Origin of the sequence: Hymenobacter fastidiosus, assembly GCF_039539565.1 — a bacterium.
Taxonomy (GTDB): Bacteria; Bacteroidota; Bacteroidia; order Cytophagales; family Hymenobacteraceae; genus Hymenobacter; species Hymenobacter fastidiosus.
Genome location: NZ_BAABDJ010000007.1, coordinates 126625 through 152027, shown reverse-complemented (window position 1 = coordinate 152027; position 25403 = coordinate 126625). Strand labels below are relative to the sequence as shown.

The following is a 25403-nucleotide window of genomic DNA, read 5'->3' as shown; positions in this document are numbered from 1 at the left end:
AAAACGAACAACCTACCGCCCAATCAAAAACACGGCGGGCTGCTTGTGGATCTGGGGGAGCCTGCCTTTCCAGCCGGCTACGGTGTCGGTGCGCACGAATTCGTCGGGGGCGGTGAGGTTGGCGGCGATGCAGAGCCGGGTGCCGGGCTGCAGGTGAATCAGCAGATCTTCCAGCAGCGGCATGTTGCGGTAGGGCGTCTCGATGAACAGTTGGGTCTGATGCTGGGTGAGGGCCAGCCGCTCCAGGTTTTTGATGGCGCCGGCCCGCTGGGCCCGCTCAATGGGCAGGTAGCCGTGAAAGGCAAAGCTCTGCCCGTTCATGCCCGAAGCCATCAGCGCCAGCAGCAAGGATGATGGCCCCACCAATGGGACTACCCTGATGCCCTGCCGGTGGGCCAGCCGGGCTACTTCCGCGCCGGGGTCAGCCACGCCGGGGCAGCCGGCTTCGGAAATAACGCCCGCATCCTGCCCGGCCGCTACCCGCTGCAGTGCCGCGCTGATTTCGGCTTCCGTCGAGTCCTTGTCGATGACAGTGATGCTCAGGTTCTCAATCACCTGCTGCGGAGCCACGGTCTTGATGAAGCGCCGGGCCGTGCGGGCATTCTCGACCAGAAAAAAGGAGAGGGCCGCCACCCGCGCCGCCACCTGGGCCGGCAGCACCTGCGCCGCAGTGTCCTCGGCCAGCACCGTGGGAATAAGATAAAGGGTGCCCTTCATGGATTGGCAAGTGTTGAATTGAAAAATGTCTGTCATCCTGAGCAAAGCGAAGGACCTTTCCCGCAATGGTAATTACTTCGGCAACGAAGCAGTAGAGGTCCTTCGCTTTGCTCAGGATGACAATACCATGGCATGCGAAAAGCTACTGCCGCATTCTGCAGGGCATATCAATTAACCCATGAAGGCTGCTACCAGCGCGTACACTTCGTCGGGCTTTTCGGCGTGGAGCCAGTGGCCGGCATCGACTACCGTCTCGACCTGGGAGTTGGGAAACAGCGCCGGAATGCCGTAGAGCTTATCCTCGGGGCTGATGTAGTCGGACTTGCCGCCGCGCACGAACAGGGCGGGCTTCAGGAACGGCTGCGGGGCGGTTATTTCGGCCCCGATGGCGGGCATGTGGGCCGTGAGGGTCGTCAGATTCTGCCGCCAGGCAAACGAGTTGTCTTCTTTACGGTAGAGATTCTTAAGCAGGAACTGCCGCACGCCCAGGTTGGAAATGAATCGGGCCAGGGCGTCGTCGGCTTCCTGCCGGGTTTGCAGGGTGGCGAGGGGCACGGCATTCAGGCCGGCCAGAATATCATCCTGGTGGGTCATGTCGGAGAGGCGGGGCGCGATATCCAGCACGACGAGCCGGGTCAGGCGGTTGGGGTGGTCGAGGGCGAAGCGCATGGCTACCTTGCCGCCCATGCTGTGACCCAGCAGCGTCACGTCCTGCAGCCCCAGCTGGTCGAACAGCCCCAGCACGTCCTGACTCATCAGGTCGTAGGAATGCTCGGCGGTGTGGGGGGAGCGGCCGTGGTTGCGCAGGTCCACCACGATAACGCGGTGCGTTTCGGCCCAGCGCTTGGCCAGCGTCTGCCAGTTGTCGGAAGTGCCGAAGAGGCCGTGGAGGATAACCAGCGGTGTACCCTGGCCCAGTTCGCGGAAGTGTAGTTGCATAGCGGCACAAAGGTGGGAAGAAGCCGGCACACCAGGCGGGGTACCGCCGCGGCCTGCCCGCTGTGCCTCCCGGTTTACAGAAAGCAGAACCAGCGCTGCTTCGGCTCGACGTTGGCATTGCGCAGAAACTCCGCGACGGGCATCAGGTTGGTCAGCAGCGCCGTCAGGGTAATCGTCCGGCCGTCGCGCAGGTGCAGCCGCAGGAAGTGGTAGTTGCTCCAGAACAGCCGGGGCGATACGCAGGTAACCCACTCCACCCGCACCAGGTCGCTTTTGGCGAAAGGCACCCGCACCTGGTTTTCGTATACTTCCAGCACGTTCTGCTTGGGCTCGAACACCAGCGCCGTGTGCACATTGCGGACGTAGTACTGCGCGTGCAGCCCCAGCGCTGGTGCCGCGAAACCCAGTACTACCGCGGCCACCGCCGTCAGCAAGACCAGCTCGTAGCCGGAGAGCGGGCCGAAGAAAAAGAAGGACGCCAGAAACGGCAGCCCCACGCCCAGGCACAGCAGCGGCCAGAACAGCAGGTAGAACTGCCGCACGAACGTGGGCCGGTATACCCGGCTGGCCCTGGTGAAAAAGCCGGTGACGACCCGCAGTCCGAAAATGAGCAGCAGCACGACCCCGCTGATTTCCAGCAGGGGCCGCAGCAAAGCAAGCATCTTCACCTAGCGTACCTGAATCCAGACCTCGCCGGCCGTGTGCGGCCGCAGCGTGCCAAAAGGCTCCAGCGTCAGCCCGTACTGCTCAAAAACGGCCCGCACCTCGTCGCGGCCCGTCGGATCGACGCAGACCAGCAAACCGCCGGACGTCTGCGGGTCGCAGAGCCAGGTGCGCTGCTCGTCGGTTACCGGCCCGATCTTGTGGCCGTAGCTGTCCCAGTTGCGCACCGTGCCGCCGGGCACGGACTTCTGGAGGCGGTATTCCTCGGCTTCGGCCAGCAGCGGTACTTTGCTGAACTCCACGTCGGCCGTCAGGTTGCTGCCTTCGCACACTTCCGAAAGATGACCCAGCAGGCCGAAGCCCGTCACGTCGGTCATGGCGCGCACGGCCGCCAGCTTACCCAGGTCGTAGCCGATCTTGTTGAGCTGCATCATGCTGTGCGGGGCCAGCTGCTCGTGCTCGGGGCGCAGAATACCGCGTTTCTGGGCCGTGGTCAGCATCCCCACGCCCAGGGGCTTGGTCAGGTACAGCTCGCAGCCGGACGTGGCGGTGTCGTTTTGCTTGAGGTTTTTGATGTCGAGCATGCCGGTGACGGCCAGCCCGAAGATGGGCTCGGGCGAGTCGATGCTGTGGCCGCCGGCCAAGGGGATGCCGGCTTCGGCGCAGATGCTGCGGCTGCCTTCGAGCACCCGGCGGGCCACTTCGGGCGGCAGCTTATCGATGGGCCAGCCCAATACGGCAATGGCCATCAGGGGCCGGCCGCCCATGGCGTACACGTCGGAAATAGCGTTGGCCGAGGCAATGCGGCCGAAGTCATACGCGTCATCGACGATGGGCATGAAGAAGTCGGTGGTGCTGATCAGGGCCTGGCCGCCGCCGATGTCGTACACGGCCGCGTCGTCGCGGCTGCCGTTGCCGACCAGCAGCTTCTCGTCGTGAATCTGCGGGATGGTGGTGTGCAGAATCTGGTCGAGCACCTTGGGCGCGATTTTGCAGCCGCAGCCCGCGCCGTGGCTGTATTGGGTGAGGCGGTATTCGGTGGTGGACGTTTCGTTGGTAGGCATCAGGGTAAAAAAGAGCAGTTAAGGAAAGCTACGGTTGCCAGCAAGCATACGGCCCGGTGGTCTGGTCGCTGCCGGCAAAGCCGAAAGTAAAGGCCTAGTCAGCCTAATAGAGCTTAGGCGCCATGCGCAACTGAGTTTTGGACTGGCGTCCGGGCCAGCTCCACCAGGCCTGCTTCGGCTACGGCGGCTTGCACCAGCCCGGCATTTACTGCCGGGTCGCAGGTATCGGAAGGCACCCGGATGATGCGGCTGTTGACCTTATTGTCGAGCCCGAAGCCGTAGGTTTTGTCGTAGTAGGTGAGGGCAATGTCGACCATCTGCTCCATGTCGCCGGTTTCGATGGCGGCCAGGGCGTCTTTGGTGGCCAGGCCACCCAGCCGCTTGCTGATGCGCTGAATGGCTTCGGCCAGCTGCTGCGGGTCTTCCTTGCCATACTCGGCCGCCAGCTTGCGGGTGCGCACGGCCCGCGGAATGTCGAGTACCACGAGTGGGGCGTGGCGCATGGTTTCAAAAAACGGCTTGGGAATGGTGATGCGCCCGATGCTCAGGCTTTCGTCTTCCAGCCAGGGCACTACACTCGTCGGCAGTGCGTCCAGCGCCAGCGCCAGGTTGTTCTCGAACTGCTCCGGCGTGGGCTGGGGCGGTAGCCCGATAGCTCCAAAGGAGGAACCCTTATGATTGGCCAGTCCTTCCAGATCCACGATGGTTTCGCCCTGCCGGGCCAGCTCGTGCAGCACGTCGGTTTTGCCGGAGCCGGTGAGGCCGCCCAGAATCAGCATGGGGCGGGGTTCGGTGAACTGCGCCAGGGCCCAGCGCCGGTAGTCCTTGTAGCCCTTATCGAGCAGGTGCACCCGGAAGCCGGCCAGCTCCAGCAGCCAGAGTACCGCCCCGCTGCGCATGCCCCCGCGCCAGCAGTGCAGCCGCACTTCCTTGCCCGGGGCCAGCTTCTGGGCGTGCTTCACCATCCTGCTCATCTTGGGCCCGAAAAACTCCAGCCCGATGTGCACCGCGCGGTCCTGGCTTACCTGCTTGTAGGCCGTGCCGATGCGGGCCCGCTCCTCGTCGGTAAACAGCGGCAAGCTCAGCGCCCCCGGAATATGCCCCTGGATGTACTCAATCGGGGCCCGCACGTCCAGGATGGGCGCATTGGCAGGGCCTTGCAGAAAATCAGCGAGCGGGAGACGGGGCATGGACTTTAATTAGTAATGAATAATTAAGAATTAGTAATTGTCAGGCCTTGTCAGTTACCAGATGCGGCAAGACAATTCTTCATTACTAATTCTTAATTACTAATTGGCGCATCAACGCAGCTGGCGCTTGTACAGCTGCACCGTGTTTTCGAGGCCCAGGTACAGCGCGTCACAGACCAGGGCGTGACCAATACTAACTTCGGCCAGACCGGGTAAGTTTTGTTTGAGGTAAGCCAGGTTTTCCAGGTCGAGGTCGTGGCCGGCGTTGAGGCCCAGGCCCAGCTGCTGTGCCAGGACGGCGGCCGCCTGGTAGGGAGCAATGGCGGCGGCGGGGTCGGTGGGGTAGCGGCGGGCATACTCCTCGGTGTACAGCTCGATACGGTCGGCGCCGGTGCCCACGGCGGCTTTCACCATGGCCGGGTTGGGGTCGAGGAAGATGCTGACGCGGCAGCCAATGGCCTTCAGCTCGGTTACGATGCCCCGCAGATACGCCTGGTGGGTGATGGTGTCCCAGCCGGCGGTGGAGGTAATGGCATCGGGAGCATCGGGCACCAGCGTTACCTGCTCGGGCCGTACTTCATGCACCAGGGCCAGGAACCCGGGCGTCGGATTCCCCTCCACGTTCAGCTCGGTGCTGATGGCTTTACGCAGGTCGCGCACGTCCTGAAAGCGGATATGACGCTCGTCGGGGCGGGGATGCACGGTGATTCCCTCGGCCCCAAACCGCTCACAGTCAAGGGCGGTCTGCACCACGTTGGGCCGGTTGTGGCCGCGCGCATTCCGCAGCGTAGCTATTTTATTTATGTTTACGCTCAGTTTCGTCATGGTATAGGGCGAACTTTAGGACCTCAACCGGCCGTACCGGGGCAAAGTTACGTTCCTGCGGCTTAGCAGGTCGGCCCAATCCTGGGTGGCCCCGGCATTCATTCATTCTGTTACTCACGCTCCTTCTTATGGCTCTGAAAGAAACCATCGACGCCGATATCAAAAAAGCCATGCTGGCCAAGGACAAAGTGCGTCTGCTCACACTACGCAGCATCAAGGCCCAGATCCTGCTGGCCGAAACGGCCGAAGGTGCCCACGGGGCCGCCCTCACCACCGACGCGGAAATAAAGCTGCTGACCAAGGCCGCCAAGCAGCGCCGCGAAGCCGCCGAAACCTACCAGAAGCAGTTCCGCTCCGACCTGGAGGAAACGGAGCTGGCCGAGCTGGCCATCATTGAAGAATACCTGCCCCAGCAGATGTCGGAGGCTGATATCGTGGAGCGCATCGTGCTCATCATTCAGCAGGTGGGCGCCACCGGTCCTTCCGATCTGGGCAAGGTAATGGGCGTTGCCGCCCGCGAGCTGGCCGGCCAGGCCGATGGTCGGGTCATCTCCCAGGTCGTCAGCAACCTGCTCAACAATACGAACGTCTAGCGTCAGTTGCCAGTTGCCAGTTTGTGCTGGCAACTGGCAACACGCAACTGGCAACACGCAACTGGCAACACGCAACTGGTAACTGGCAACTGATAACTGGCAACTGACGCTATGTCCGGCTTCGACATCCTGCTTTTGCTGCCGTTGGGGGTGGGGGCCGTGAAAGGCTTCCGCCGCGGGCTGGTGCTGGAAGTGGCTTCCCTGCTGGCTTTCGTGCTGGGGGCAATCGGGGGACTGGCCCTGCTTAATGATGCTATTCCCCTGGTGCGCCACTACGTCGGCGACGCCTTTGGGGCGCTGCCGCTGGTGTCGTTTCTGCTGGTATTCGTGGGCATCACCTGGGGCGTGCATCTGCTGGGTGGGGTGGTAAAGAGTGCCGTGCATCTCACCCCGCTGGGCATGCTCGACCACCTGCTGGGCGGGGCGGCCGGGGCCCTGAAGTGGATTCTGGGCCTCAGCCTGCTGCTGCACGGCGTGGGACTGGCGGGGCTGAAGCTGCTTTCTCCGCAGCTGGTCGCCGATTCGCAGGTGCTGCCGCTGGTACAGCAGGCCACGCCGGTAGCGCTGGAAGTCGTGGCCTTCGTGATGCCGTTCGCCGGAACTCTGCTCGACAAGCTGCGCGGGGTTTTTTAGGTCCGGGCCAACCTTTCTGCGGCCTTCACCGAGTTCCTCCCAACCAAACGCCGCCCCCGGGTATCTGGTAAGTAGCCCATGCAAGTACTGCTGCTCGACAACTTCGACTCATTCACCTACAATCTGCTCGACTACCTGGGGCAGCTGGGCGTCCGCGCGCACGTAATCCGCAACGATGTGCCGCTGACCGCAATCCGGCAGCTGGCTTTCGACGCGGTGGTACTGTCGCCCGGCCCCGGTACGCCGGGCGGGGCGGGTATTATGATGGCGGTGATTGAAGCTTACCACCGGCGGCTGCCGATGCTGGGCGTATGTCTGGGCCACCAGGCTTTGGGCGGGTTTTTCGGGGCCCGGCTCAGTCGGGCCGCGCGGCCCATGCACGGGAAGGTATCCACCATCAGCTGTGCCATCGAAGACCCGCTGTTCGCCGGGCTGCCGCCGCGTATGCCGGTTACCCGCTACCATTCACTGGTGCTCAACGACTTGCCGCCGGGGCTGGCGCCGCTGGCCTTTACCACCGACGAACCGGGCGAACTGATGGCCTTTCGCCACCGTACGCTTCCTCTGTACGGCGTCCAGTTTCACCCCGAAGCCCTGCTAACCACCCATGGTTTAGCTTTGCTGGGCAATTGGGTCAAGAGTTGTATCATTGCAAAGGACGGTCAGCCGATACCGGCCTGAGCCGTCAGCCCCGAGAAGATGGAACTGCAGATAAAGGAACGAAACGGATTCAACTACGTCGACGAAGGTGCCGGTGAGGTGCTGCTGCTGCTGCACGGCCTGTTCGGGGCCCTCAGCAACTGGGAAGACGTCGTGCGCGAATTCAGCCCCGACTACCGCGTTATCATTCCCCTGCTGCCCATCTACGACATGCCGCTGACCAAAGCGGGGGTGCCGGGGCTGATGAACTACGTCGAGGATTTTCTGGTCGCTATCCAGCAGACGGAGCCGGTTACGCTGCTGGGCAATTCCCTCGGGGGCCACGTGGCGCTGGTGTACGCGCTGCACAATCCGGCGCGCGTGCGGCGGCTGGTGCTCACCGGCAGCAGTGGTCTGTTCGAAGACTCGATGGGCGGCTCTTTTCCCAAGCGCGGCAACTATGCTTTCGTCCAGGAGCGGGTAGGGTACACTTTCTACGACCCCACGCTGGCCACGAAAGACCTCGTGGACGAAGTCTTCGACGTGACGAACTCCAATGCCAAGTGTCTGCGCATTATCAGCATTGCCCGTTCGGCCCAGCGGCATAACCTGAGCAAAGACCTCACCCGCATCAGCGTACCCACGCTGCTGGTCTGGGGGCTGAATGACACCATTACGCCGCCACCGGTAGCGCACGAGTTTCACCGGCTGATTGCGGGCTCCGAGCTGCGCTTCCTGGATCATTGCGGCCACGCGCCCATGATGGAGCGGCCCCGGGAGTTCAACGCTTACCTGCGGCAGTTTCTGCACCGAACTACCCGGCAGCCCGCCCCCGTGGCGGCTTAGCAGCCGTTGGGCCGCGCTGCTGAACAAAGCCCCCGCCCGGCCGCTTTCATCGTTTCGGACGCAGTTTCTTTTCGCCTTTCCGCTTTTTCTTGCCGATGCACTCGATGATTGCCGAAGACCTGCTCAACAAGATGATTCCACCGCTGAAGGTTTCTGACCCAGCCTCGAAAGCCGCGAAGTGGCTGGAAGAATTCCACGTGGGCCAGCTTCCCGTGCTCGAAAACCGGCAGTACCGCGGCCTGATAACCGAGGCTGATCTGCTCGACTATGAGAATTCCGACCTACCCCTGACCAGCGTGGCGTTCGGGTTTGCCGACGTGCACGTACAGCGCGACCAGCACTTCTACAACATCATGGAGCTGGCCATCCAGAACAAGCTTCAGCTTGTGCCCGTGCTCGATGATCAGCGGGAATACCTGGGGGTGGTGACGGTAGGTGATACGCTGGCGGCTTTCGGTCAGCTGCCCATTGCCGCCGGGCAGGGCGGTATTCTGGTTATGTCGATGGCGGAGCGGGATTATTCCCTGACCCAGATCAGCCGTTACGTCGAGGAAAACAACGCCAAGATTCTCAGTGCCCACGTAGCCCAGGATGAGCACGATCCGTACAAGATCCGGCTTACCCTGAAGCTCAATACGGCTGATCTGGCGCGCATTACGGCCACCCTGGAGCGGTTTGGCTACGTTATCACGGCCCAGTTCAGCGGCGCTGGCGAGGTAAGCGACAGTGAGCATGACCGTTTTGACGCCCTGCTCAAATACCTGAGCCTGTAGGAGGGAATTCTGAAGTATGAATTATGAATTGAAGATTGTTTTTCCGGCGGGTGTGCTCAGCAAGAGTTGGAGAATCATGTCGTTCGTCAACTCAGCATTGAAAATTATATTGCCGGCAGGCCAGCACGGTAGTGAAGCAGGTCTGAGCAGGTCCGGCAACTCAGCATTCAGAATTCAACAGTCAGAATTCCAGTAGTGCTTGCCTGTCTGCTTTCTCTGCTGCTGGGCTGGTTACCCTCTTCCCCTCGTTCTGCCGCCGCTATGCCTGACACTGTCCGCCGGGCCGCCCCGGATAGTCTCGTTCGCGTTCAGTGTCCCGAGTATGCTGTGGTGCGCGTGGCCACCATCCTGTTCGTCGGCCATGAAGTCACCAAAGAGCAGATTCTGCGGGCCGAGCTGGATTTCCACGAAGGCGACCGTCTTCCGACGGATCAGCTGGCCCGGCGCCTGGAGGCCAACCGTCGCCGCCTCTTCAACCTGCAGCTTTTCCACCGGGTCCTGATCGAAACTGTGTGCCGGGATGGCGAAATCACGGTGCTGTTCAGTCTGCAGGAGCGTTGGTACACGTTTCCGGTGCCTATTTTCTCCCTCGCCGACCGCAACTTCCGCTCCTGGCTCGACCGTCCCGATAAGTGGCAGCGCGTCGACTATGGCCTGCATGTGGTGCGCAGAAACTTGCGGGGGCGTAACGAAGACCTTACCGGCAATCTGCAGCTGGGCTTCAACCGCAAATACGAGCTGTTTTATGAAGCTCCCGGCTACGGTCGGCGGCGGCGGGTGGGCGTTGGATTTGGCGTTTCTTACTACCGCAGCCACGCCCTGGATTACACCACCGGGCAGGACCGGCTGGTCGCTTTTCGCGACGATACCGGCTTTCCTATTGAGCGACGCTACCTGACGGCCGGGTTGCGCTGGCGTCATACGGTGCAGCGGCGCACGGCTTTGGATGTGGCTTACCACCGACAGCAGGTTTCCGATTCGGTTCTGCGTCGTAACCCGGCCTATTACCTAGGGCGCACCCGGCGGGAGTTTCTGGACGTAACGCTGAGTGCCAGCCTCAATCAGCGCAACACGTTTGCCTATCCGCTCACCGGGCGCTTCGTGCAGGCGGTGCTCACGCACCGGGTTTTCCTTACCCCTGGCACGCCCGACATTACCACTGCTCGTGCCCGGTATGCCCAGTATTTTGCCTTGGGGCGCGGATTTTATTATAATTTCAACCTACAGGGCCAGCTGCGCTTTGCCGAGCGGGTAGCCTACGCCGACAACCGGGCCCTGGGCTACGACAACCTCGTGCGAGGCTACGACCCCTACGTTGTGGATGGCCGCCACTACGGTCTGGCTCAGCAGAGCGTTTCTTACCGGCTTTTCGATCTGGGCCAGCTCAAGCTCGACGCCATCCGCAACCCCAAAATCAATACTATCCCGCTGGTGCTTTATTTAAATACCTTTGTCGATGCCGGTTATGTAGCATCCCGGTCCGTGCTGGTCTCCAACCGGCTTCCCAACCAGCTGCTGCGTTCCGCCGGTATCGGACTACATCTGGTGACGTTCTACGATCGGGTATTCACCATGGAGTACACCCGTAATGGCCGCGGGCAGGACGGCTTCTTTTTCCGTAGTGAGTTTCCCATCTGACCGGTCATGCCCGACAGGCAGATTATGCTTTTGTTATGAAAATTGCCATTCTGGGGAAGCCCTTCGACGAAGAAACCCTGCCGTTCGTACAGGCCCTGCTCGACAATCTGGTAGCCCGCCGCACCGAAATTCTTATCGTCGAGTCGTTCCGGACCTACCTTGACAACCGCCTGACTTTGCCCGATGGCATCGGTACTTTTCGCCGGGGCGACTCGCTTCGCGGGGTACAATTCGTGCTCAGTATTGGCGGCGATGGTACCCTGCTCGATACCGTAACCTACGTTGGCAGCCTGCAAATCCCGATTCTGGGTATCAACACCGGCCGCCTGGGCTTCCTGGCCACTATTACGCCCGACCATATTCCCCAAGCCCTTGATGCCCTGTTCAAAGGCCATTTCGTTATTGAGGAACGCAGCCTGATCCGCGTCGATACTGACCCCGAAGTTTTTGAGGGTATCAACTTTGGCCTCAATGAGTTCTCGATTCTGAAGCGCGATACTTCATCCATGATTGTCGTGCATACGTACATCGACGGCGAATACCTGAACTCCTACTGGGCCGATGGTCTCATTGTAGCTACTCCCACCGGCTCAACTGGCTACTCGCTAAGTTGTGGCGGACCCGTAATGCTGCCTCAGACCAACAATTTCATCATTGCTCCCGTATGTCCGCACAACCTGAACGTCCGGCCACTGATTGTCTCTGACCGCAGCGTGATTTCCTTCGAGATTGAGGGCCGAAGCAACAATTTTCTGCTCTCACTCGATTCGCGGGCGGTGCCAGTCGATGCCGGAATTCAGATTGCCGTGCGGCGGGAAACGTTCGCTGCCCGTCTGGTCAAGCTAAACCACGTTAACTTTCTGAGTACCTTGCGCAGTAAACTCAATTGGGGTCTTGACCGACGTAACTCAGCCGGGCTACCACTCTAAAAAAATCGAGAATTTCTGCTATTCCTTTTTTAAGTTCTCGGCAACCCCTACTTTTGTTGCTGACTGCGACCATGTCCTGACAGATCTACCGCGTTCCTCCACTTTGCCTATCCATAAACTTCGCTCACTATGAAGCAATTCTTCACCTACACCTTGACTCTGGCGCTGGCGCTTGCGCTGGTCTCTACTGAGGCGAGTGCGCAGCAGTTCAGCAAGCGGAAGCAGTACAACACGGTGGGCGTAAGCCTGAATGCCATGAACTACTTCGGCGACATCGTGCCGAAAGCCAGCATTCCCAGCCTGCGCTTTGCTGCTACCCGCCCGAACATTGGCGTGAATTTCTCCCACCGCTTTGCTCCCCGCGTTTCGGCTCGCGTCGCTCTGGCTTATGGTCGTATTACCGGCGAAGACAGCAAGGCTGCGGATAAAACCGATGGCGATGCCCGCTTCCGCTACCATCGCAACATGAACTTCCGGAACGATATCGTGGAGCTTTCTGCCGTTGGGGTGTTCGATCTGATTGCTAACCGCAACAACTATATCAAGCGTCCGGACTTCGTGCCGTACGTATTTGCCGGGGTTGCTGTGTTTCACCACAATCCTAAAGGACTTATCGGCAACAATGCGCCCTCTGGTTTGGATAAGGGGTCGTATGTTAAGCTGCAGTCGCTGGAAACGGAAGGTGTTTCCTACAACCTGACGCAGGTTTCGTTGCCTTTTGGTGGCGGGGTTCGCTACAAGCTGAATCGCAGCTTCGACATTGGCCTGGAAATCGGCTGGCGCAAAACCTTTACCGACTATCTGGATGATGTGAGCCAGACGTATCTGAGCGATACTGAGCTGGGCGCAACCAACAGTGCCAAGTATTACTTCGGCAAAGGCATCACTCGCACGGATGATATCACTCCCAGCACTCCTTACACCAACTTCAACGCTGCTGGCTCAATGCGGGGCAAGGGCAATGAAAAGGATTGGTACATCGTTACGGGGGTAAACCTGAATTACATTCTGGCGCCCAGCGTTAAGAGCCCAAAATTCCGCTAGTCGGCCCTTGCTGGCTGTCTGGTTTCACTTTCAGCTAGTCTAATGACGAATTCGTTTCCCTTTAAAACACTCCTTGTTTGCCTGGTGCAAGCAGGGAGTGTTTTTTTTGCCGCTGTGGGCCAGGCCCAGTCTACCAGCGAAGTAGGTATCGGTATTGGCGGGCTGGTTTACAAAGGTGATTTGGCCCCGAGCTACCAGTTTAAAAATAACCGACCCGCCCTAACCGCGTTTTATCGGCGCGATATTTCGGCCCCAATCACGTTGCGTGGGGCAGTTACCGGTGGGTTGCTCCGTGCTGACGACGCGAATGTAAAAGACTCAAATGGGCGTACGGCCCCGCTCTCCGCAGCTCGGCAGGCTAATATGAAGGGGCGTTTAGTGGAGGTATCCGGTGCTCTGGAATACAATTTCTTCGACTTCCACAATCGGAAGGAGAAGATTCACTTCACGCCTTACGTGATGGTCGGCCTGGCTGGATTCTATGCCAATACTACCACCCAGAGTGTGGGAGACGGTGGAGCAGCCTTCAACAAGCGCGGTGGCATGCTGGGTATTGCTGTTCCGGCTGGTTTTGGACTGAAACTGGCCCTGTCCCGGCATTGGAACTTAGGATTGGAAGCTGGGGCCCGCAAAACGTTTACCGATGAGCTGGATCACGCCAGTCTCCAAACGCCGGTGCTCGTGAACCGTCATGATCAGGACTGGTATTTCTACAATGGCATAAGCGTATCCTATACGTTCTATAAGATTCACTGCCCGGATGCTTATAAAGAAAATAGCCAGCTATTGAGGTAGTAGCCAGCGGTAGCAGGTCTTAATGCAACCATTTGCGTACCTTGCGGCCTCTTTTACGCAAAAAGCCCCGATGGCCGCCCGGTCCGAAATAGACTCCCAGAATTTACCTGCTCACGTCGCCGTTATCATGGACGGTAATGGCCGGTGGGCTAAGCAGAAAGGTGGCCTGCGCATCTTCGGCCACCAGAATGCCATAACGGCGGTTCGGGATACAGTGGAGGCGGCGGCGGAAGTAGGAGTGCAGTATCTGACGCTCTATGCCTTTTCGACCGAAAACTGGGCCCGTCCCAAGCACGAAGTAATGGCCCTGATGCAGTTGCTGGTGCATACTATTCGGCAGGAAACCCCGACGCTGCTCAAAAATAGTGTTCGTCTGCAGTCCATTGGGGATATCAGCAGTTTACCCCCTTCCTGCCAGCGCGAGCTGGCCGAATCTGTTGAACTGACTAAAGCCGGTACACGCATGACGCTGGTACTGGCGTTGAGCTACAGCGGGCGCTGGGACCTGACCCAAGCCGCCGGCCGCATTGCGCGGGAGGTAGCCGCGGGTGACCTTCAGCCGGAGCAGGTGAACGAGCAAACTATTGCGCGGTACCTGTCCACGGCGGGGATGCCCGACCCGGAGTTGTTGATTCGTACCAGCGGCGAACAGCGCATCAGCAACTTTTTGCTTTGGCAACTGGCCTACACCGAACTTTATATTACTGATCTGTTGTGGCCGGATTTCCGGCGGGAGCATTTCTATGACGCCATCCATGCCTATCAGCGCCGGGAGCGGCGCTTTGGCAAAACCAGTGAGCAGCTAACCGTTTCGTAAGTTTTCATGATTTCTTTCTCAAATAAGCTTTTTCGGGTTCTTACCTTGCTCATGTTGATGCTTGGTTTGACGGCCGAAGCTACCTGGGCCCAAATTACCCCATCTGCTGCGTCGACAGCGGGTGAACCCCAGCGGTACACATTAGGGGGAATTACCGTCAGTGGGGCCCGCTACTTAGATACGAATACCCTGATTGGGTTAACGGGGCTGAAAATCGGCGATCCAATCACCGTTCCCGGCGAAGAGATTGGCAAAGCCATCCGCCGACTTTGGGAACAAGGCATTCTGGGGGATGTGAGCGTATCTATCGCCCGGACTGAAGGGTCCAGCATCTTTCTGGACTTCAACCTTACGGAGCGGCCTCGCCTGTCGAAATTCGAGTTTACCGGCATCAGCAAAAGCCAGGCAGATGACCTGAAGAACAAAATCAAGCTAATCCGGGGGAAGGTAGTAACCGATGCGCTGTTGAATAGTACCCGCGCCCAGGTCCGGAAATTCTATACCAACAAGGGGTTTCTGGATGCCAAGGCCACCATTACCCAGATGCCGGATTCAAGCCTGTCGAACAGCGTGGTGTTGAATATCAATGTGGACAAAGGCGAGAAAGTCCGTATCCGGGCCATTGAGTTCGAGGGCAATACGGCCTTCTCCGACCGCAAACTCAAGGGGAAGATGAAGAAAACCAAGGAGCGCAAGTCCTACAATATTCTAACGGCGGGCAAATTTCAGAAGACGGAATTTGAGGAAGACAAGAAGAAGCTTATCGACTTTTATAATGGCGAGGGCTACCGCGATGCTGCTGTCGTCTCCGATACGCTGGTGCGGGAAGATGATGGTCTGGCATTGACGATTAAAATGGATGAAGGGCCGAAATATTACTTCCGCCACATCACCTGGAGCGGCAACTACCTTTATGATAACCGCACCTTATCGTCGGTGCTGGGCATCAAGGAAGGCAGTGTGTACAGCAAAGAAACCCTGGATAAACGCCTGAATTACAACCCGACCGGTCAGGACGTGACGTCGCTCTACATGAACGACGGCTACCTGTTCTTCGGCATTGACCCGGTCGAAACGAAAGTGGAAGGCGATTCTATCGACATTGAGATGCGTATCTCAGAAGGCGTACAGGCCCGGATCAAAGAAATCAACATTGCCGGCAACACCAAGACGAGCGACCACGTGCTTCGGCGGGAATTGCAAACGCTGCCCGGCGACAAATTCAACCGCGAGCTGCTGATCCGTTCGCAGCGGCAGATTGCCACCCTGGGCTATTTTGACCCGGAGAAAATTGGGATGAACCCAGTGCCCAACCAGGCTGAGGGTACGGTAGACATCAATTATACGGTGGTCGAAAAACCGTCGGATCAGATCACCCTTTCGGGCGGCTGGGGTGGCTTCGCGGGCTTTATCGGCACGGTGGGTCTGGTATTCAACAACTTCTCCCTGCGCAAAGCCAGTAACTTCCGCAACTGGACGCCCGTGCCCGCCGGAGATGGCCAGCGCCTCGCGCTGAACGTACAGGCCAATGGTACCCAGTACCAGGCCTACTCTTTCTCTTTTACCGAGCCCTGGCTCGGTGGCCGCAAGCCCAACTCCTTATCCGTTAGCCTAAACCGGAGCATTCAGCGCGTTGGCAGCAACTTCGACGCCAACAACGACCAGTCCATTAAGGTAAACAGTGCTACCGTTGGTCTGGGCCGCCGTTTGCGCGTACCGGACGACTATTTCACGCTGAGCAACTCGCTGTCGATTAGCCAGTATGAACTGAACAACTATCCCGGCTTCACGAATTTCAGTAACGGCAACGCCAACAATATCACCTTCAACACTACGTTGTCGCGCAATAGCATCGACAATCCGACGTATACGCGCCGGGGCTCATCGCTGGCGCTGAGCGTTAACCTGACGCCCCCGTATTCGGTATTTAAAGGAGCTCACCCGAACGTGAACGAGTGGATTGAATTCCATAAATGGATGTTTGATGCTTCGTGGTTTACGCCCGTAGTGGGCAAGCTGGTACTGAATACCCGGGCGCACTTTGGTTTCATTGGCACTTACAACTCCAGCCGCCCAATCGGTCCGTTTGAACGCTTCAAACTGGGTGGCTCGGGTCTGGGATTTGGTGGCGCAGCCAACTTCCTGGTCGGCACTGAGTTTGTTGGTCTGCGGGGCTACGAAGATCCGAATACCCCTACTGCTATTCAGAACCCAAATTCGAGCGGCGGCGTTGTCTTCAATAAGTACGTGCTGGAAATGCGTTATCCGGTTTCGCTCAATCCGGCGGCTACGGTCTACGTGCTGGGCTTTGCGGAAGCCGGCAATGCCTTTGACCAGTACAAGCAATACAATCCGTACAAACTTTACCGCTCGGCCGGAGTCGGGGCCCGGATTTTCATGTCGGCGTTCGGTTTGCTTGGCTTCGACTACGGCTACGGCTTCGACAAAGTCGATGTGTATGCTCCGGGGCAGACTGCTCAGCAGAAAGGAATATTTCACTTCATCATTGGGCAGCAGATTCGCTAGTATTCCGGCGGTCAGCCGTCAATTCTCACGTCTCCCTCAAGGGCTATGAAAAAACTGTTCTGCCTGCTGTCGGTAGCCTTGGGCCTGCTCGCCGCGGCTCCCGCCACGCTGGCCCAGAAGTTTGGCTACGTCGATTCGGAGTTCATCATGGGCAAAATGCCGGCCTACGCCCAGGCCCAGCAGGAACTCAATACGCTTTCGGGCACCTGGCAAAAGGAAATTGAAAGCCAGAAGAAGGACCTCGACAAGCTCTACCGCACCTACCAGTCGGAAGAGGTACTGCTGACGGAGCCCATGAAAAAAAAGCGCCAGGACGAAATTCTCAAGAAGGAGCAGGACGTCAAGGCCTATCAAAACAAGATTTTTGGCTATGAAGGCCAGCTGTTCAAGAAACGCCAGGAGCTGACCAAGCCCGTGCAGGATCAGGTATTTGAAGCGGTTGAGAAGGTGGCCAAGAAAAAACAGCTGGGCATTATTTTCGACAAGTCCGGTGATCTGACCATGCTGTATACCAACCCGATTCATGATTACACGGAATTCGTGATGGAGGAACTGGGCTTGGCCTCCGAAGATCAAAACCAACCGGCTCAGAAAGGCGCCGTCCGGACCGTGACCAAACCAACTACCCCCGGGGGAGACCTGGAGCCGGATGAAGCTCCGGCTCCCCGTAAACCCGCCACCCGGCCCGGACAGCGTCCGGCCGCTGGAAAAAAGTAACTTTGCTTCCGCAACTCTAACTCTCTGACTCTTTTCCCTGAATGATTACCATGAACAAATTCCGTCTTGCCCTGATTGCGGCCGTTTTCACTCTTGCGTCCTCTTCTGCGGCCCTGGCGCAAGCTCCGTTGAAAATTGGCTACACCAGCGTAGAATATGTGCTGAGCCAGATGCCAGAAAGTAAGCAGATCGAGTCTGACCTGAAAGCCTATAGCTCGCAGCTCGAAGCCCAGTTGAAAAGCAAGTACAGCGACTACCAGGCTAAAGCGGAAGCCTACCAGAAGGGCGCTTCCACAATGACCGAGGTAGTGCGCGCCGACAAGGAGAAAGAGTTGACCGGTCTGCAGACCTCTATTCAGGAGTTTCAGCGCAGTGCTGACCAGTCGTTGCAGCAGAAGCAGCAGACGCTGCTGAAGCCGGCCCTGGATAAGCTCCAGAAGACGATTGACGTAGTAGCCGAGGAAAATGGCTATACCTACGTGCTGAACTCGGACGGGGCCAGCCCGGTGCTGTTGCACGGCCCGAAGGAAGGCGACATCTCAGACCTGGTGCTGAAGAAAATGGGGGTTACCCCGGGGGCTGCTGCCGCTGCCAAGGTAGCCACTCCCGCCGCCACCGCTACTCCGGTGGTGCCTGCTTCGACCAAGACCAAGACCAAAACCAAAAAATAAGCGCCACGCGCTTTTCCAGTGAGCAAAGCCGGGGCCCTGAGCTCCGGCTTTCTTATTTTACCCTTGTACCCAACTGCCACCCGCATGACGGAAATGGAAGAAGAACAGGATTTGCCCAACCTTGAGCTACCCGAAGAAGAGGGCGAAGGCGACGAGCTTTACGAGCATCACCGCATTGTAGTCGACCGTAAGCAGGAGCTGCTGCGCATCGATAAGTTTCTGCTGCGCCGGCTGGGCCACACGTCCCGTACCAAGATTCAGAATGCTATTGAGGCCGAAGCAGTTCAGGTGAACGAGAAATCGGTCAAGTCGAATTACCGCATCAAGCCCTTCGACGTTATTACCATCACGCTGCCTGAGCCCCCCATCGATTTTCGGGTGCTACCCGAGCCGATGGACCTCGATATCCGCTATGAGGATGAGTCGTTGCTGATGGTGAATAAGCCGGCGGGCTTGGTAGTTCATCCGGCCTTTGGTAACTGGCACGGCACGCTGGTGAATGGCCTGACGCATCACCTGAACCACCTGCCCACGGGACGCAACGGCGAGATCCGGCCGGGCCTCGTACATCGCATCGATAAGGATACCTCCGGGCTGCTGGTCATTGGTAAAACCGAATGGGCCATGACGCATCTGTCTCAGCAGTTTTTTCACCATACCATCGAGCGTACCTATCTGGCGCTGGTCTGGGGTATTCCCAAGGAAAGCCAAGGCGTCATTACGGGCCATATCGGCCGCAGCATCAAAGACCGCAAGGTGCAAGCCGTGTTTCCGGAAGGCGACCAGGGGAAGCACGCCGTGACGCACTACAAAGTACTACAGACTTTCCAGCACGTCTCCCTGGTGCAGTGTAACCTCGAAACGGGCCGTACCCACCAGATCCGGGTCCATATGAAGCATATTGGTCATCCGCTTTTTTCCGATGCTACGTACGGGGGCAATAAAGTGCTTTACGGGCAGCGCACCGGGGCCTACCGCGACTTTGTCGAAAATGCTTTTCGGGTGATGCCCCGCCAGGCATTGCACGCGAAGTCGCTCGGCTTCGTACATCCTCATACCAGCGCTGCAATGCACTTCGAGGTGGAACTGCCTACCGACTTCGCAACCGTGCTGGAGCTATGGGAAAAGTACGCCGCGGCGGGGAAATAGCTAACCCAGATAAACGTAAAAAGCCCCGTTACAACCGTAACGGGGCTTTTTGGTAAAGCGCAGAGCCTTACTTTTTCTTAGCCGGAGCTTTCCTGGCCGGGGCCTTGGCAGCCGCCTTATTCTTGCCGGTTATTTCGTTCACGGCAAGCTTGGCATCCTTGTTACCTGGATCAAGAGCCAGTACCTGCTGGTAGTAAGGCAGAGCCGCGCTCTTATCGCTCTTGGTGAACAAGTAGTACGAGCCGAGGTAGTTGTTCGCCTCAATCAACCCATCCTTGTACTTGGCCGGGTCATTGGCAGTTGCCACTTCAATATACTTCTCGTAGTAGGGCTTAGCCGTACCCTGCTTGGAAGTAGGATCGAGATAGGCATTAACGTGCGCCCGCATCATGTAGCCGGGTACGTAGGTCGGACGGGCCACCAACACTACGTTATAGAGGCTATCAGCCTGGGGATACTGCTTGTTCATCTCGTAAGCCCGGGCCAGCAGCACGTTGTCGGCCAGATCACCGTTGCCGTTTTTGATGCGTAAGCGGTACTCTCTGATAGCGTTGGGGTAATCTTTCTGTGCTACATAAGCCTGGGCGAGGTCTTTGCGCAGGTCAGCATTAGTGGGGTCAGCGGCCAATGCTTTTTCCAGCATTGTAATGCCTTGCCCACCCTTGCCCGATTTCGAAAGCATCTTGGCATAGTAGACGTTGTCTTCCTTCAGAACCTTGCCCGCCGGGGCCAGTTTCATGAATTTGTCCATGGCTACCAAGGCCTCGTCATTCTTCTCGGTTTCGTACAGCGAGTAGGCTCGCAGACGGTTCATGGTCAGGTTAGCGGGGTCACGGGCCAGAACTTTATCGATTTCTACCAGCGCCTCCGAATATTTCTTGGTCAGGAACAGGAACGACGCGTATTTGGCATCGGTATCGGGCGTCTTCTCGGCGCCAGCCATATACTTCTGGAAGCCGGAAAGGGCATCGTCGTACTTGCCTACGTAGAAGTACATCTCAGCCAGGTCGCGCTGGGCCGGAGCATAGCTCGGATCAAGGCTCAGGGTTTTCTCAAACGCCGTCCGGGCATCGTTATAGTTGCGCGACCGGACGTTGAGCTGACCTTTGCGGTAGTAAGCCAGGGCGTCGTTAGGGTTGGCCAGCGAGGCCCGCTCGTAGCTCGACATAGCTTCGCCACCACCGGTTTCCTGCTTGAGGTAGATGTCGCCGCGGGCAATCATCAGGGCCGGATCGTCCTTGCCTTTATTAGCCTTCTGCGCCGCCTCAACGTAGCTTAGGGCCTTGGTGATATCCTTCACGTCCGACTCGGCGTACGCCTGGACTATCATGGTCAGAACCTTGGCGTCTTTGCTCTTAGTGAGCTTGGCCGCATTGTCGAAGTGAATTTCAGCTTCGGCCGTTTTGCCTTGGGCCAGTGCCGCCCGGCCCGCCGAAACCAATGACATGGCATCCTTTGGGTTCAGGGGGACCCGGTTGAAATAATAGGCGGCCGAATCCGGCATGGCGCGCTTCTGATACAAACGGCCTAGCTCAAACGAAGCATCGGCAGCCGAGCCCTGCTTCAGCAAAGCCGTGCGGGCTTCGTTGTAGCGCTCTAATTCAATTGATTTTTGAGCACTTGATGCGTTTTGAGCGAAAGCGGCAGAGCCGGAAACAGACAAGGCAGCGAGGAGCGAGAGCTTCCAGGGCTTGAATTTCATGAGCGAAAGGTTTGGTGAAAAAAGCGGGTGGAAAGTTAAAGGAGAAGGCTAGAGCTTATTGGTGGTGATAATGCGCGTCTGGCCAACGGCAGGGACCAGGCCAGACTTAAGCACAATAAGCTGGCCTTTGTTGCCTGCGGCGAAGGATGCAAAACCGGTGCCAAGACCGGCCCGGGCCTCCCGGCTGATAATATACACATCGCGGCGCAACGGGTAAGTCTTCAGGGCCATATATGCCTGGTAGGGCTGGACGTAGTCGTCGGGCTTCTGAGGATTTGGGCTGGTACTGATACCAACGACGCGCACCTTCTTTAGGAAGCTCTGTACGGCCGCGTCATCCCGGTCACTAATCCAGTTGGCCCCCACAATCCCAATAGCGCTGGGATGTGTAGCAACGTAATCGAGCAGGGCAGGGTTCGATTTGGCCGCAAATACGCGCTGAGTCAACGGAACGCCCCGCGTGACGGAATCCTGCGCGTAGCGGGCCGTGCTGGAACGGCTGGCATCAAAGACTACATTAATCCCGTTGAGCTTCTTTTTTCCGCTCACCTGACTCCAGGTAGAGGTCTTGCCCGTGAAAATGTCGCGCAGCTGAGCCAGCGTCAGCAGCGAATCCGGGTTGCTGGGATGAACGATAATGGCCAGCCCATCGGTGGCCAGCTTGATGGTGGTTGGCACCAGCTTGATGCGGTCAAATTCGGCTTTCTCGGCCGGAGTAAGCTGCCGGGCGACTACAATAACGCGGGCCTTGTTATCGAGCAGGTCCTGGATTACAGCCTGCTCCGGCTTGTAGGCCGCCTGGATTTTAGCCCCCTGGTAAAGCTTCTGAAACGTATCGACCTGTGAGGTTACGATTGGCGCAAAAGTCTCATCGACGCTGATGCTGATCCGGCCGCTGGTTGTCGTATCGGTTTCGGCCGCACCAGGGCCGCCGCTGTTGCAGCCCGGCAGCAGCAAAGCTGCCATTGCCCACGTTGCTATTTTTCCCGCCTTAGTGCTTGTCATCGTGGGTTGGTTTGCGTTTGAAATGCTGGCCGTAGGTCCGGACAAATCTAATGATTCCGTAAAACAAGAAAACAGTGCCCAGAATTCGCCTGGTACCCACCGGCAGGGCAATTATTCCGGAAGCTGCCCAGAGAAAAACTCCCAGACCCATGTAGATGACGGCCATTACCAGCAAAAAGTAAGGCACCAGACGCTGCGGGGATTTGCCCAAACGCTCATCCGTTGTAGGACGGTTTAGCATACCAAAGAAAAAGGGTTAGTAAAGCAACGAATCAAGGCTCTAACGCAAAACCCTGGGGAGATTGTTCGTTTTGATGCCGGGACGGGCAAGGAGTACCAGGAGAACAGGCCACGAAAAAAGCCAGAAATCAGCCGGTAGTTGCTTAACCGGCTGATTTCTGACTTCAACACACCAAGTTTGGCAAATATACTGCTGCTAACGTATTTCAGGCTACGCGAACTACTGATAGCTAAAAGTAATCGGCAGCGTGTAGCGTACCGAAACCGGATGGCTGTTCTGCCGACCGGGAGTCCAGGCGGGCATAGCTTTCACTACGCGCAGGGCTTCTTCATCGGTACCGTAGCCCAGCCCTTTCAGGACCTGCACATCCGAAATTGCCCCACTGGCCTGTACGGTGAAAGCGACAAAGACTTTGCCCGATACCGCGCCAGCTAAGGCCTGCCGGGGATACCGCAAATTGCGCTGCATATACTGCCGTAGCGCCCCAATTCCCCCGGCAAATTCCGGCATCACCTCAACATGCACGAATGGAGCGTTGGCAGGGGGCGTACTGGTAGAGCCTGAATCAAGAGTAGTTGTACCAGCCGACCCGGCCCCGGCATCCGTACCAGAACCAGTGGCAGGACCAGGGCCGCGGAGAGCCCCAGGCTCCATTTCAACCGGGCTCTCGGTGGGTTGAGCCGGCTGAGGTTTTAACAGGTCATCTTTGACAATAGTGGTTGCAATGCTGATGACAGCCGGAGTGATGGTTACTGGTTGCACCCGAACGGGCTCAACTGACCGGGTTGGTTCCAAGATCCTGGTTGGGTCTGGCATCAGATCAATAACTGGTGGCAGTACTACCGGCGCGGGAGCCACAATTACCGCGGGCCACAGCTGTTGGACCACGATAGGAATTCCAACCAGTACCAAGCCCAGCAGCACGGAAATAGTGAGCCCGGTAATCAGATGGCGGTTGTAGATCCGGCGCAATACATACGCGCCGTAAGATTGGTTGCGCCCCTCGAAGACGATGTCGTTGAGCGAAGCGGTAGTTAGTTGCAGGCTGTTCATGGGATAAGGACTATAGGGTGAAAGATGATTGCTGACCCAAACTATCCAAGCCCCATCTCGCACTACTACCCCTTCCCACCTGGCTTTCAGGCGCAAAACGCCCGCTGGTTCCACCATAGTATGCCTGCCCGGGTAGTGCACCACAAAAAAACCTCAAACCAGTCCGAAGACCGATTTGAGGTTTTTTGTGAATTCCAGCACTGGAAAACCAGAAAGCTTAGCGAATAGCGAAGGTTACCGGTACCGTGTAAGAAACGCTTACCGACCGTCCGTTCTGCTTGCCGGGAGCAAACGTTGGGAGCTTCTTGATAACGCGGGCGGCTTCTTCGTCGCAACCTGCGCCAATGCCTTTTTGCACCTTCACATCCGAAACCTGCCCGTCGGGGCCAACTACGAAGGCGATAAATACCTTGCCCTCTACCTGATTGCGCAGGGCCAGAGCGGGGTACTTGATGTTCTGGGCAATGTACCTGAGCAATGCTTCCTGTCCGCCGGGGAATACCGGCATCTGCTCCACGTAGGTATACACCTTGTTCTCAACTACCTCTGCTACCACTTCGTTACCCTTACCTTCCAGACCTTCCAGGTTAGGGTTATCGGTATTACCGACTACCGTGGCCGTAGCCACTACCTTTTCCTGCAGCTCTTCCTGGTCGGGAATTTCTTCCACCTTTTTGATTTCCTCGTCCTTCTTCACTACCGGCGGCGTGAATTTGATGGTGGAGAGCTTTGGTGGCGGCGGTGGTGGTGCCTCCGGTGGGGGCGGGGGCGGTGGGGGTTTGGTTTCGTCCAGCGGCGGAGCCTCCATCAGCTCGTTCACCTTCAGCATCTTGTCATCCTTCTTGATTTCATCACCGCCAAACATCCGCGCAATAAGCGGGAAGCTGACGAAGATGGCGAAGATGGCGACTGCAATGAGAAGGGCCCGCGTAACGTGGCTGCCGTACAAACGCCGGAGAACATACGCTCCGTAGGCCTTGTTGCGGCCTTCAAAAACGATGTCATCGAACGATGCACGCGCCAGTTGCGTGTTATCCATCATTTGCCAGAAGTAGTTATGAGGTCGGTATCCGCCTTCGAGATGTCCACCAGCGCGTACTTTTTCTGGTCGGTGATGTTCATCTCGTCGAGGATATCAACCATGTTTTTGTAATTGGACTTATCGGCCGGCTTAATCAGCACCACCGTTTTGGGGTCCCGGCGCTTACGCTCCAACAAAACTTTACGGATGCCATCGGCCGCGTAGCTGGTCTGCACCAGTTCGGGCGTTGGCTCGCCTTCTTTCAGCAGGCCTTCGTAATAGTAGATTTTGTTGTTTTCATCCATCAGGATGGTGAAAGCATTGGAGGCCGGCAGTTCCTGCGGCGGATCATCTGCTTTCGGCTTCACCGGCATCGTCATCTGCATGACGGTGGGTTTGCTGAACGTGGTGGTCAGCATGAAAAAGGTGAGGAGCAGGAAAGCCAGATCCACCATGGGAGTCATGTCGATTTTGGTCGACATTTTCTTGGCTCTCTTCTTACCGCCTTTTTGACCGCCTTTGTCTTGTTGTTGTACCTCTGACATAGCTCTGCGGGGTTATCGACCAGCTACTGGCTTGGCTTCCAAGTCAGTAATGAGGTTGAAACGGTTAATGTTCTTTTCCTGCAGCAGTTTGATGATTCTCTTCACCGTCGGGACGTCCGCGCTACCATCGCCCTTGATGGCGATATAGGCAGGCTTACCAAACTCTTTACGACTAGCGGCCTGCGCTTCTACCACCCAATCGATAAACTGATTGTTAAGCGAGTCGGCGGGAATGCCGGGCTGCTTGATGTTTTTACGCTGCTCGGTGTCGCGGCTCAGGAAGTCGGGCAGTTGCTGCACCGGAACGCCAAAGCTGGACAGGCCGGAGAAAGTCTTCGCCTGGTCCGCCGTGAAGGTGACACCATATTTGGCTCCGACTCGCGACAACATCGCCAGCTTCGGTTTGGCATCATCCATTCCGAAGAATACGCGCTTATCCTTGTCCACGGCGATGGTAATCACGTGGCTCTCGGGCAGGCGTAGTTCAGAAGTCGATGAGGGCGTGTCCACTACCACTGCTTCCTCGGGAGCAAACTTGGTAGTGAGCATAAAGAACGTCACCAGCAGGAATGCCAGGTCCACCATCGGGGTCATATCCAGCGAAGGGGACGTTCTATGGGGCTTTACTTTGGGCATTGCTGACGTGGTTGATTAGCGATGATTCAGAA

At 57.7% G+C, this 25403-nt stretch carries 28 protein-coding genes; 15 read left to right on the top strand and 13 right to left on the bottom strand.

Going from position 1 to position 25403, the window contains the following annotated elements:
• Positions 1 to 12: 12 nt before the first annotated feature.
• Positions 13 to 717 (bottom strand): SAM-dependent methyltransferase, encoded by a 705-nt coding sequence (locus tag ABD833_RS05625; RefSeq protein ID WP_345071543.1) that lies wholly within the window; start codon positions 715 to 717, stop codon positions 13 to 15.
• 25 nt (positions 718 to 742) lie between these two features.
• Between ABD833_RS05625 and ABD833_RS05620 the strand changes: the two genes are divergently transcribed.
• Positions 743 to 892, top strand: coding sequence for a hypothetical protein (locus ABD833_RS05620; RefSeq protein WP_345071542.1), 150 nt, complete (start codon positions 743 to 745; stop codon positions 890 to 892).
• On the opposite strand, the gene ABD833_RS05615 is transcribed toward ABD833_RS05620, so the two are convergent.
• From ABD833_RS05615 to ABD833_RS05595, 5 genes are all read right to left on the bottom strand, one after another.
• Positions 889 to 1656, bottom strand: a complete 768-nt coding sequence (locus ABD833_RS05615; RefSeq protein ID WP_345071540.1) for an alpha/beta fold hydrolase — start codon at positions 1654 to 1656, stop codon at positions 889 to 891. The genes ABD833_RS05620 and ABD833_RS05615 overlap by 4 nt on opposite strands.
• 74 nt (positions 1657 to 1730) lie before the next feature.
• Positions 1731 to 2318: a PH domain-containing protein gene (locus tag ABD833_RS05610; RefSeq protein WP_345071539.1), complete on the bottom strand. Its 588-nt coding sequence runs from the start codon at positions 2316 to 2318 to the stop codon at positions 1731 to 1733.
• Between the two features lie 6 nt (positions 2319 to 2324).
• Entirely contained in the window at positions 2325 to 3383 is a 1059-nt protein-coding gene (gene selD / locus ABD833_RS05605; protein WP_345071537.1) for a selenide, water dikinase SelD, read from the bottom strand.
• 113 nt (positions 3384 to 3496) lie between these two features.
• A complete protein-coding gene (gene mnmH, locus ABD833_RS05600; RefSeq protein WP_345071536.1) occupies positions 3497 to 4573 on the bottom strand; it encodes a tRNA 2-selenouridine(34) synthase MnmH in 1077 nt (358 codons plus the stop codon).
• Between the two features lie 111 nt (positions 4574 to 4684).
• Positions 4685 to 5398 carry a pyridoxine 5'-phosphate synthase gene (locus ABD833_RS05595; RefSeq protein WP_345071535.1) on the bottom strand — a complete coding sequence of 238 codons (714 nt, stop codon included), beginning with the start codon at positions 5396 to 5398 and terminating at the stop codon, positions 4685 to 4687.
• 128 nt (positions 5399 to 5526) lie between these two features.
• Here ABD833_RS05595 and ABD833_RS05590 point away from each other — a divergent pair, with 128 nt between their 5' ends.
• From ABD833_RS05590 to ABD833_RS05525, 14 genes are all read left to right on the top strand, one after another.
• Entirely contained in the window at positions 5527 to 5991 is a 465-nt protein-coding gene (locus ABD833_RS05590; protein ID WP_345071534.1) for a GatB/YqeY domain-containing protein, read from the top strand.
• Positions 5992 to 6102: 111 nt separating this feature from the next.
• Positions 6103 to 6624 (top strand): CvpA family protein, encoded by a 522-nt coding sequence (locus tag ABD833_RS05585; RefSeq protein ID WP_345071533.1) that lies wholly within the window; start codon positions 6103 to 6105, stop codon positions 6622 to 6624.
• 78 nt (positions 6625 to 6702) lie between these two features.
• Complete coding sequence (locus ABD833_RS05580) at positions 6703 to 7305, top strand: anthranilate synthase component II (protein WP_345071532.1); 603 nt, start codon at positions 6703 to 6705, stop codon at positions 7303 to 7305.
• Positions 7306 to 7323: 18 nt separating this feature from the next.
• Entirely contained in the window at positions 7324 to 8109 is a 786-nt protein-coding gene (locus ABD833_RS05575) for an alpha/beta fold hydrolase (RefSeq protein WP_345071530.1), read from the top strand.
• Positions 8110 to 8204: 95 nt separating this feature from the next.
• Complete coding sequence (locus ABD833_RS05570) at positions 8205 to 8882, top strand: CBS domain-containing protein (RefSeq protein WP_345071529.1); 678 nt, start codon at positions 8205 to 8207, stop codon at positions 8880 to 8882.
• 261 nt (positions 8883 to 9143) lie between these two features.
• A complete protein-coding gene (locus ABD833_RS05565) occupies positions 9144 to 10520 on the top strand; it encodes a POTRA domain-containing protein (protein ID WP_345071528.1) in 1377 nt (458 codons plus the stop codon).
• Positions 10521 to 10555: 35 nt separating this feature from the next.
• Complete coding sequence (locus ABD833_RS05560; RefSeq protein ID WP_345071526.1) at positions 10556 to 11449, top strand: NAD kinase; 894 nt, start codon at positions 10556 to 10558, stop codon at positions 11447 to 11449.
• A gap of 129 nt (positions 11450 to 11578) precedes the next feature.
• Positions 11579 to 12493 carry a DUF6089 family protein gene (locus ABD833_RS05555; RefSeq protein WP_345071524.1) on the top strand — a complete coding sequence of 305 codons (915 nt, stop codon included), beginning with the start codon at positions 11579 to 11581 and terminating at the stop codon, positions 12491 to 12493.
• Between the two features lie 42 nt (positions 12494 to 12535).
• Positions 12536 to 13288 carry a type IX secretion system protein PorG gene (porG, locus tag ABD833_RS05550; RefSeq protein ID WP_345071523.1) on the top strand — a complete coding sequence of 251 codons (753 nt, stop codon included), beginning with the start codon at positions 12536 to 12538 and terminating at the stop codon, positions 13286 to 13288.
• 70 nt (positions 13289 to 13358) lie between these two features.
• Positions 13359 to 14105: an undecaprenyl pyrophosphate synthase gene (gene uppS, locus ABD833_RS05545; RefSeq protein ID WP_345071521.1), complete on the top strand. Its 747-nt coding sequence runs from the start codon at positions 13359 to 13361 to the stop codon at positions 14103 to 14105.
• Positions 14106 to 14156: 51 nt separating this feature from the next.
• Entirely contained in the window at positions 14157 to 16631 is a 2475-nt protein-coding gene (gene bamA, locus ABD833_RS05540; protein ID WP_425553574.1) for an outer membrane protein assembly factor BamA, read from the top strand.
• Positions 16632 to 16676: 45 nt separating this feature from the next.
• On the top strand, positions 16677 to 17348 hold the full coding sequence (locus ABD833_RS05535; RefSeq protein WP_345071518.1) for an OmpH/Skp family outer membrane protein: 672 nt from the start codon (positions 16677 to 16679) through the stop codon (positions 17346 to 17348).
• A gap of 50 nt (positions 17349 to 17398) precedes the next feature.
• Positions 17399 to 18019, top strand: a complete 621-nt coding sequence (locus tag ABD833_RS05530) for an OmpH/Skp family outer membrane protein (RefSeq protein ID WP_345071517.1) — start codon at positions 17399 to 17401, stop codon at positions 18017 to 18019.
• 93 nt (positions 18020 to 18112) lie between these two features.
• On the top strand, positions 18113 to 19168 hold the full coding sequence (locus tag ABD833_RS05525) for an RluA family pseudouridine synthase (protein WP_345072000.1): 1056 nt from the start codon (positions 18113 to 18115) through the stop codon (positions 19166 to 19168).
• Between the two features lie 67 nt (positions 19169 to 19235).
• On the opposite strand, the gene ABD833_RS05520 is transcribed toward ABD833_RS05525, so the two are convergent.
• The 7 genes from ABD833_RS05520 to ABD833_RS05490 all read right to left on the bottom strand — a co-directional run bounded on the left by ABD833_RS05520 (position 19236) and on the right by ABD833_RS05490 (position 25371).
• Positions 19236 to 20870: a tetratricopeptide repeat protein gene (locus tag ABD833_RS05520; protein ID WP_345071516.1), complete on the bottom strand. Its 1635-nt coding sequence runs from the start codon at positions 20868 to 20870 to the stop codon at positions 19236 to 19238.
• 48 nt (positions 20871 to 20918) lie between these two features.
• Positions 20919 to 21836 (bottom strand): PstS family phosphate ABC transporter substrate-binding protein, encoded by a 918-nt coding sequence (locus tag ABD833_RS05515; RefSeq protein WP_345071514.1) that lies wholly within the window; start codon positions 21834 to 21836, stop codon positions 20919 to 20921.
• A 25-nt stretch (positions 21837 to 21861) separates the two neighbouring features.
• Positions 21862 to 22116, bottom strand: coding sequence for a hypothetical protein (locus ABD833_RS05510; RefSeq protein WP_345071512.1), 255 nt, complete (start codon positions 22114 to 22116; stop codon positions 21862 to 21864).
• Between the two features lie 219 nt (positions 22117 to 22335).
• Entirely contained in the window at positions 22336 to 23169 is an 834-nt protein-coding gene (locus tag ABD833_RS05505; protein ID WP_345071511.1) for an energy transducer TonB, read from the bottom strand.
• 217 nt (positions 23170 to 23386) lie between these two features.
• Positions 23387 to 24211, bottom strand: coding sequence for an energy transducer TonB (locus ABD833_RS05500; protein WP_345071510.1), 825 nt, complete (start codon positions 24209 to 24211; stop codon positions 23387 to 23389).
• Complete coding sequence (locus ABD833_RS05495; protein ID WP_345071509.1) at positions 24208 to 24735, bottom strand: ExbD/TolR family protein; 528 nt, start codon at positions 24733 to 24735, stop codon at positions 24208 to 24210. Before ABD833_RS05495 ends, ABD833_RS05500 begins: the two co-directional genes overlap by 4 nt.
• Positions 24736 to 24747: 12 nt before the next feature.
• The gene (locus ABD833_RS05490; RefSeq protein WP_345071507.1) at positions 24748 to 25371 is read right to left on the bottom strand and encodes an ExbD/TolR family protein; all 624 of its coding nucleotides are present in this window, start codon (positions 25369 to 25371) and stop codon (positions 24748 to 24750) included.
• Positions 25372 to 25403 lie beyond the last annotated feature (32 nt).

Excerpts from the sequence above, each read along its gene's own strand:
- ABD833_RS05625 (WP_345071543.1), bottom strand. The coding sequence starts at position 717 with ATGAAGGGCACCCTTTATCTTATTCCCACGGTGCTGGCCGAGGACACT.
- ABD833_RS05620 (WP_345071542.1), top strand. The coding sequence starts at position 743 with ATGTCTGTCATCCTGAGCAAAGCGAAGGACCTTTCCCGCAATGGTAAT.
- ABD833_RS05615 (WP_345071540.1), bottom strand. The coding sequence starts at position 1,656 with ATGCAACTACACTTCCGCGAACTGGGCCAGGGTACACCGCTGGTTATC.
- ABD833_RS05610 (WP_345071539.1), bottom strand. The coding sequence starts at position 2,318 with ATGCTTGCTTTGCTGCGGCCCCTGCTGGAAATCAGCGGGGTCGTGCTG.
- selD (WP_345071537.1), bottom strand. The coding sequence starts at position 3,383 with ATGCCTACCAACGAAACGTCCACCACCGAATACCGCCTCACCCAATAC.
- mnmH (WP_345071536.1), bottom strand. The coding sequence starts at position 4,573 with ATGCCCCGTCTCCCGCTCGCTGATTTTCTGCAAGGCCCTGCCAATGCG.
- ABD833_RS05595 (WP_345071535.1), bottom strand. The coding sequence starts at position 5,398 with ATGACGAAACTGAGCGTAAACATAAATAAAATAGCTACGCTGCGGAAT.
- ABD833_RS05590 (WP_345071534.1), top strand. The coding sequence starts at position 5,527 with ATGGCTCTGAAAGAAACCATCGACGCCGATATCAAAAAAGCCATGCTG.
- ABD833_RS05585 (WP_345071533.1), top strand. The coding sequence starts at position 6,103 with ATGTCCGGCTTCGACATCCTGCTTTTGCTGCCGTTGGGGGTGGGGGCC.
- ABD833_RS05580 (WP_345071532.1), top strand. The coding sequence starts at position 6,703 with ATGCAAGTACTGCTGCTCGACAACTTCGACTCATTCACCTACAATCTG.
- ABD833_RS05575 (WP_345071530.1), top strand. The coding sequence starts at position 7,324 with ATGGAACTGCAGATAAAGGAACGAAACGGATTCAACTACGTCGACGAA.
- ABD833_RS05570 (WP_345071529.1), top strand. The coding sequence starts at position 8,205 with ATGCACTCGATGATTGCCGAAGACCTGCTCAACAAGATGATTCCACCG.
- ABD833_RS05565 (WP_345071528.1), top strand. The coding sequence starts at position 9,144 with ATGCCTGACACTGTCCGCCGGGCCGCCCCGGATAGTCTCGTTCGCGTT.
- ABD833_RS05560 (WP_345071526.1), top strand. The coding sequence starts at position 10,556 with ATGAAAATTGCCATTCTGGGGAAGCCCTTCGACGAAGAAACCCTGCCG.
- ABD833_RS05555 (WP_345071524.1), top strand. The coding sequence starts at position 11,579 with ATGAAGCAATTCTTCACCTACACCTTGACTCTGGCGCTGGCGCTTGCG.
- porG (WP_345071523.1), top strand. The coding sequence starts at position 12,536 with ATGACGAATTCGTTTCCCTTTAAAACACTCCTTGTTTGCCTGGTGCAA.
- uppS (WP_345071521.1), top strand. The coding sequence starts at position 13,359 with ATGGCCGCCCGGTCCGAAATAGACTCCCAGAATTTACCTGCTCACGTC.
- bamA (WP_425553574.1), top strand. The coding sequence starts at position 14,157 with ATGTTGATGCTTGGTTTGACGGCCGAAGCTACCTGGGCCCAAATTACC.
- ABD833_RS05535 (WP_345071518.1), top strand. The coding sequence starts at position 16,677 with ATGAAAAAACTGTTCTGCCTGCTGTCGGTAGCCTTGGGCCTGCTCGCC.
- ABD833_RS05530 (WP_345071517.1), top strand. The coding sequence starts at position 17,399 with ATGAACAAATTCCGTCTTGCCCTGATTGCGGCCGTTTTCACTCTTGCG.
- ABD833_RS05525 (WP_345072000.1), top strand. The coding sequence starts at position 18,113 with ATGGAAGAAGAACAGGATTTGCCCAACCTTGAGCTACCCGAAGAAGAG.
- ABD833_RS05520 (WP_345071516.1), bottom strand. The coding sequence starts at position 20,870 with ATGAAATTCAAGCCCTGGAAGCTCTCGCTCCTCGCTGCCTTGTCTGTT.
- ABD833_RS05515 (WP_345071514.1), bottom strand. The coding sequence starts at position 21,836 with ATGGCAGCTTTGCTGCTGCCGGGCTGCAACAGCGGCGGCCCTGGTGCG.
- ABD833_RS05510 (WP_345071512.1), bottom strand. The coding sequence starts at position 22,116 with ATGCTAAACCGTCCTACAACGGATGAGCGTTTGGGCAAATCCCCGCAG.
- ABD833_RS05505 (WP_345071511.1), bottom strand. The coding sequence starts at position 23,169 with ATGAACAGCCTGCAACTAACTACCGCTTCGCTCAACGACATCGTCTTC.
- ABD833_RS05500 (WP_345071510.1), bottom strand. The coding sequence starts at position 24,211 with ATGATGGATAACACGCAACTGGCGCGTGCATCGTTCGATGACATCGTT.
- ABD833_RS05495 (WP_345071509.1), bottom strand. The coding sequence starts at position 24,735 with ATGTCAGAGGTACAACAACAAGACAAAGGCGGTCAAAAAGGCGGTAAG.
- ABD833_RS05490 (WP_345071507.1), bottom strand. The coding sequence starts at position 25,371 with ATGCCCAAAGTAAAGCCCCATAGAACGTCCCCTTCGCTGGATATGACC.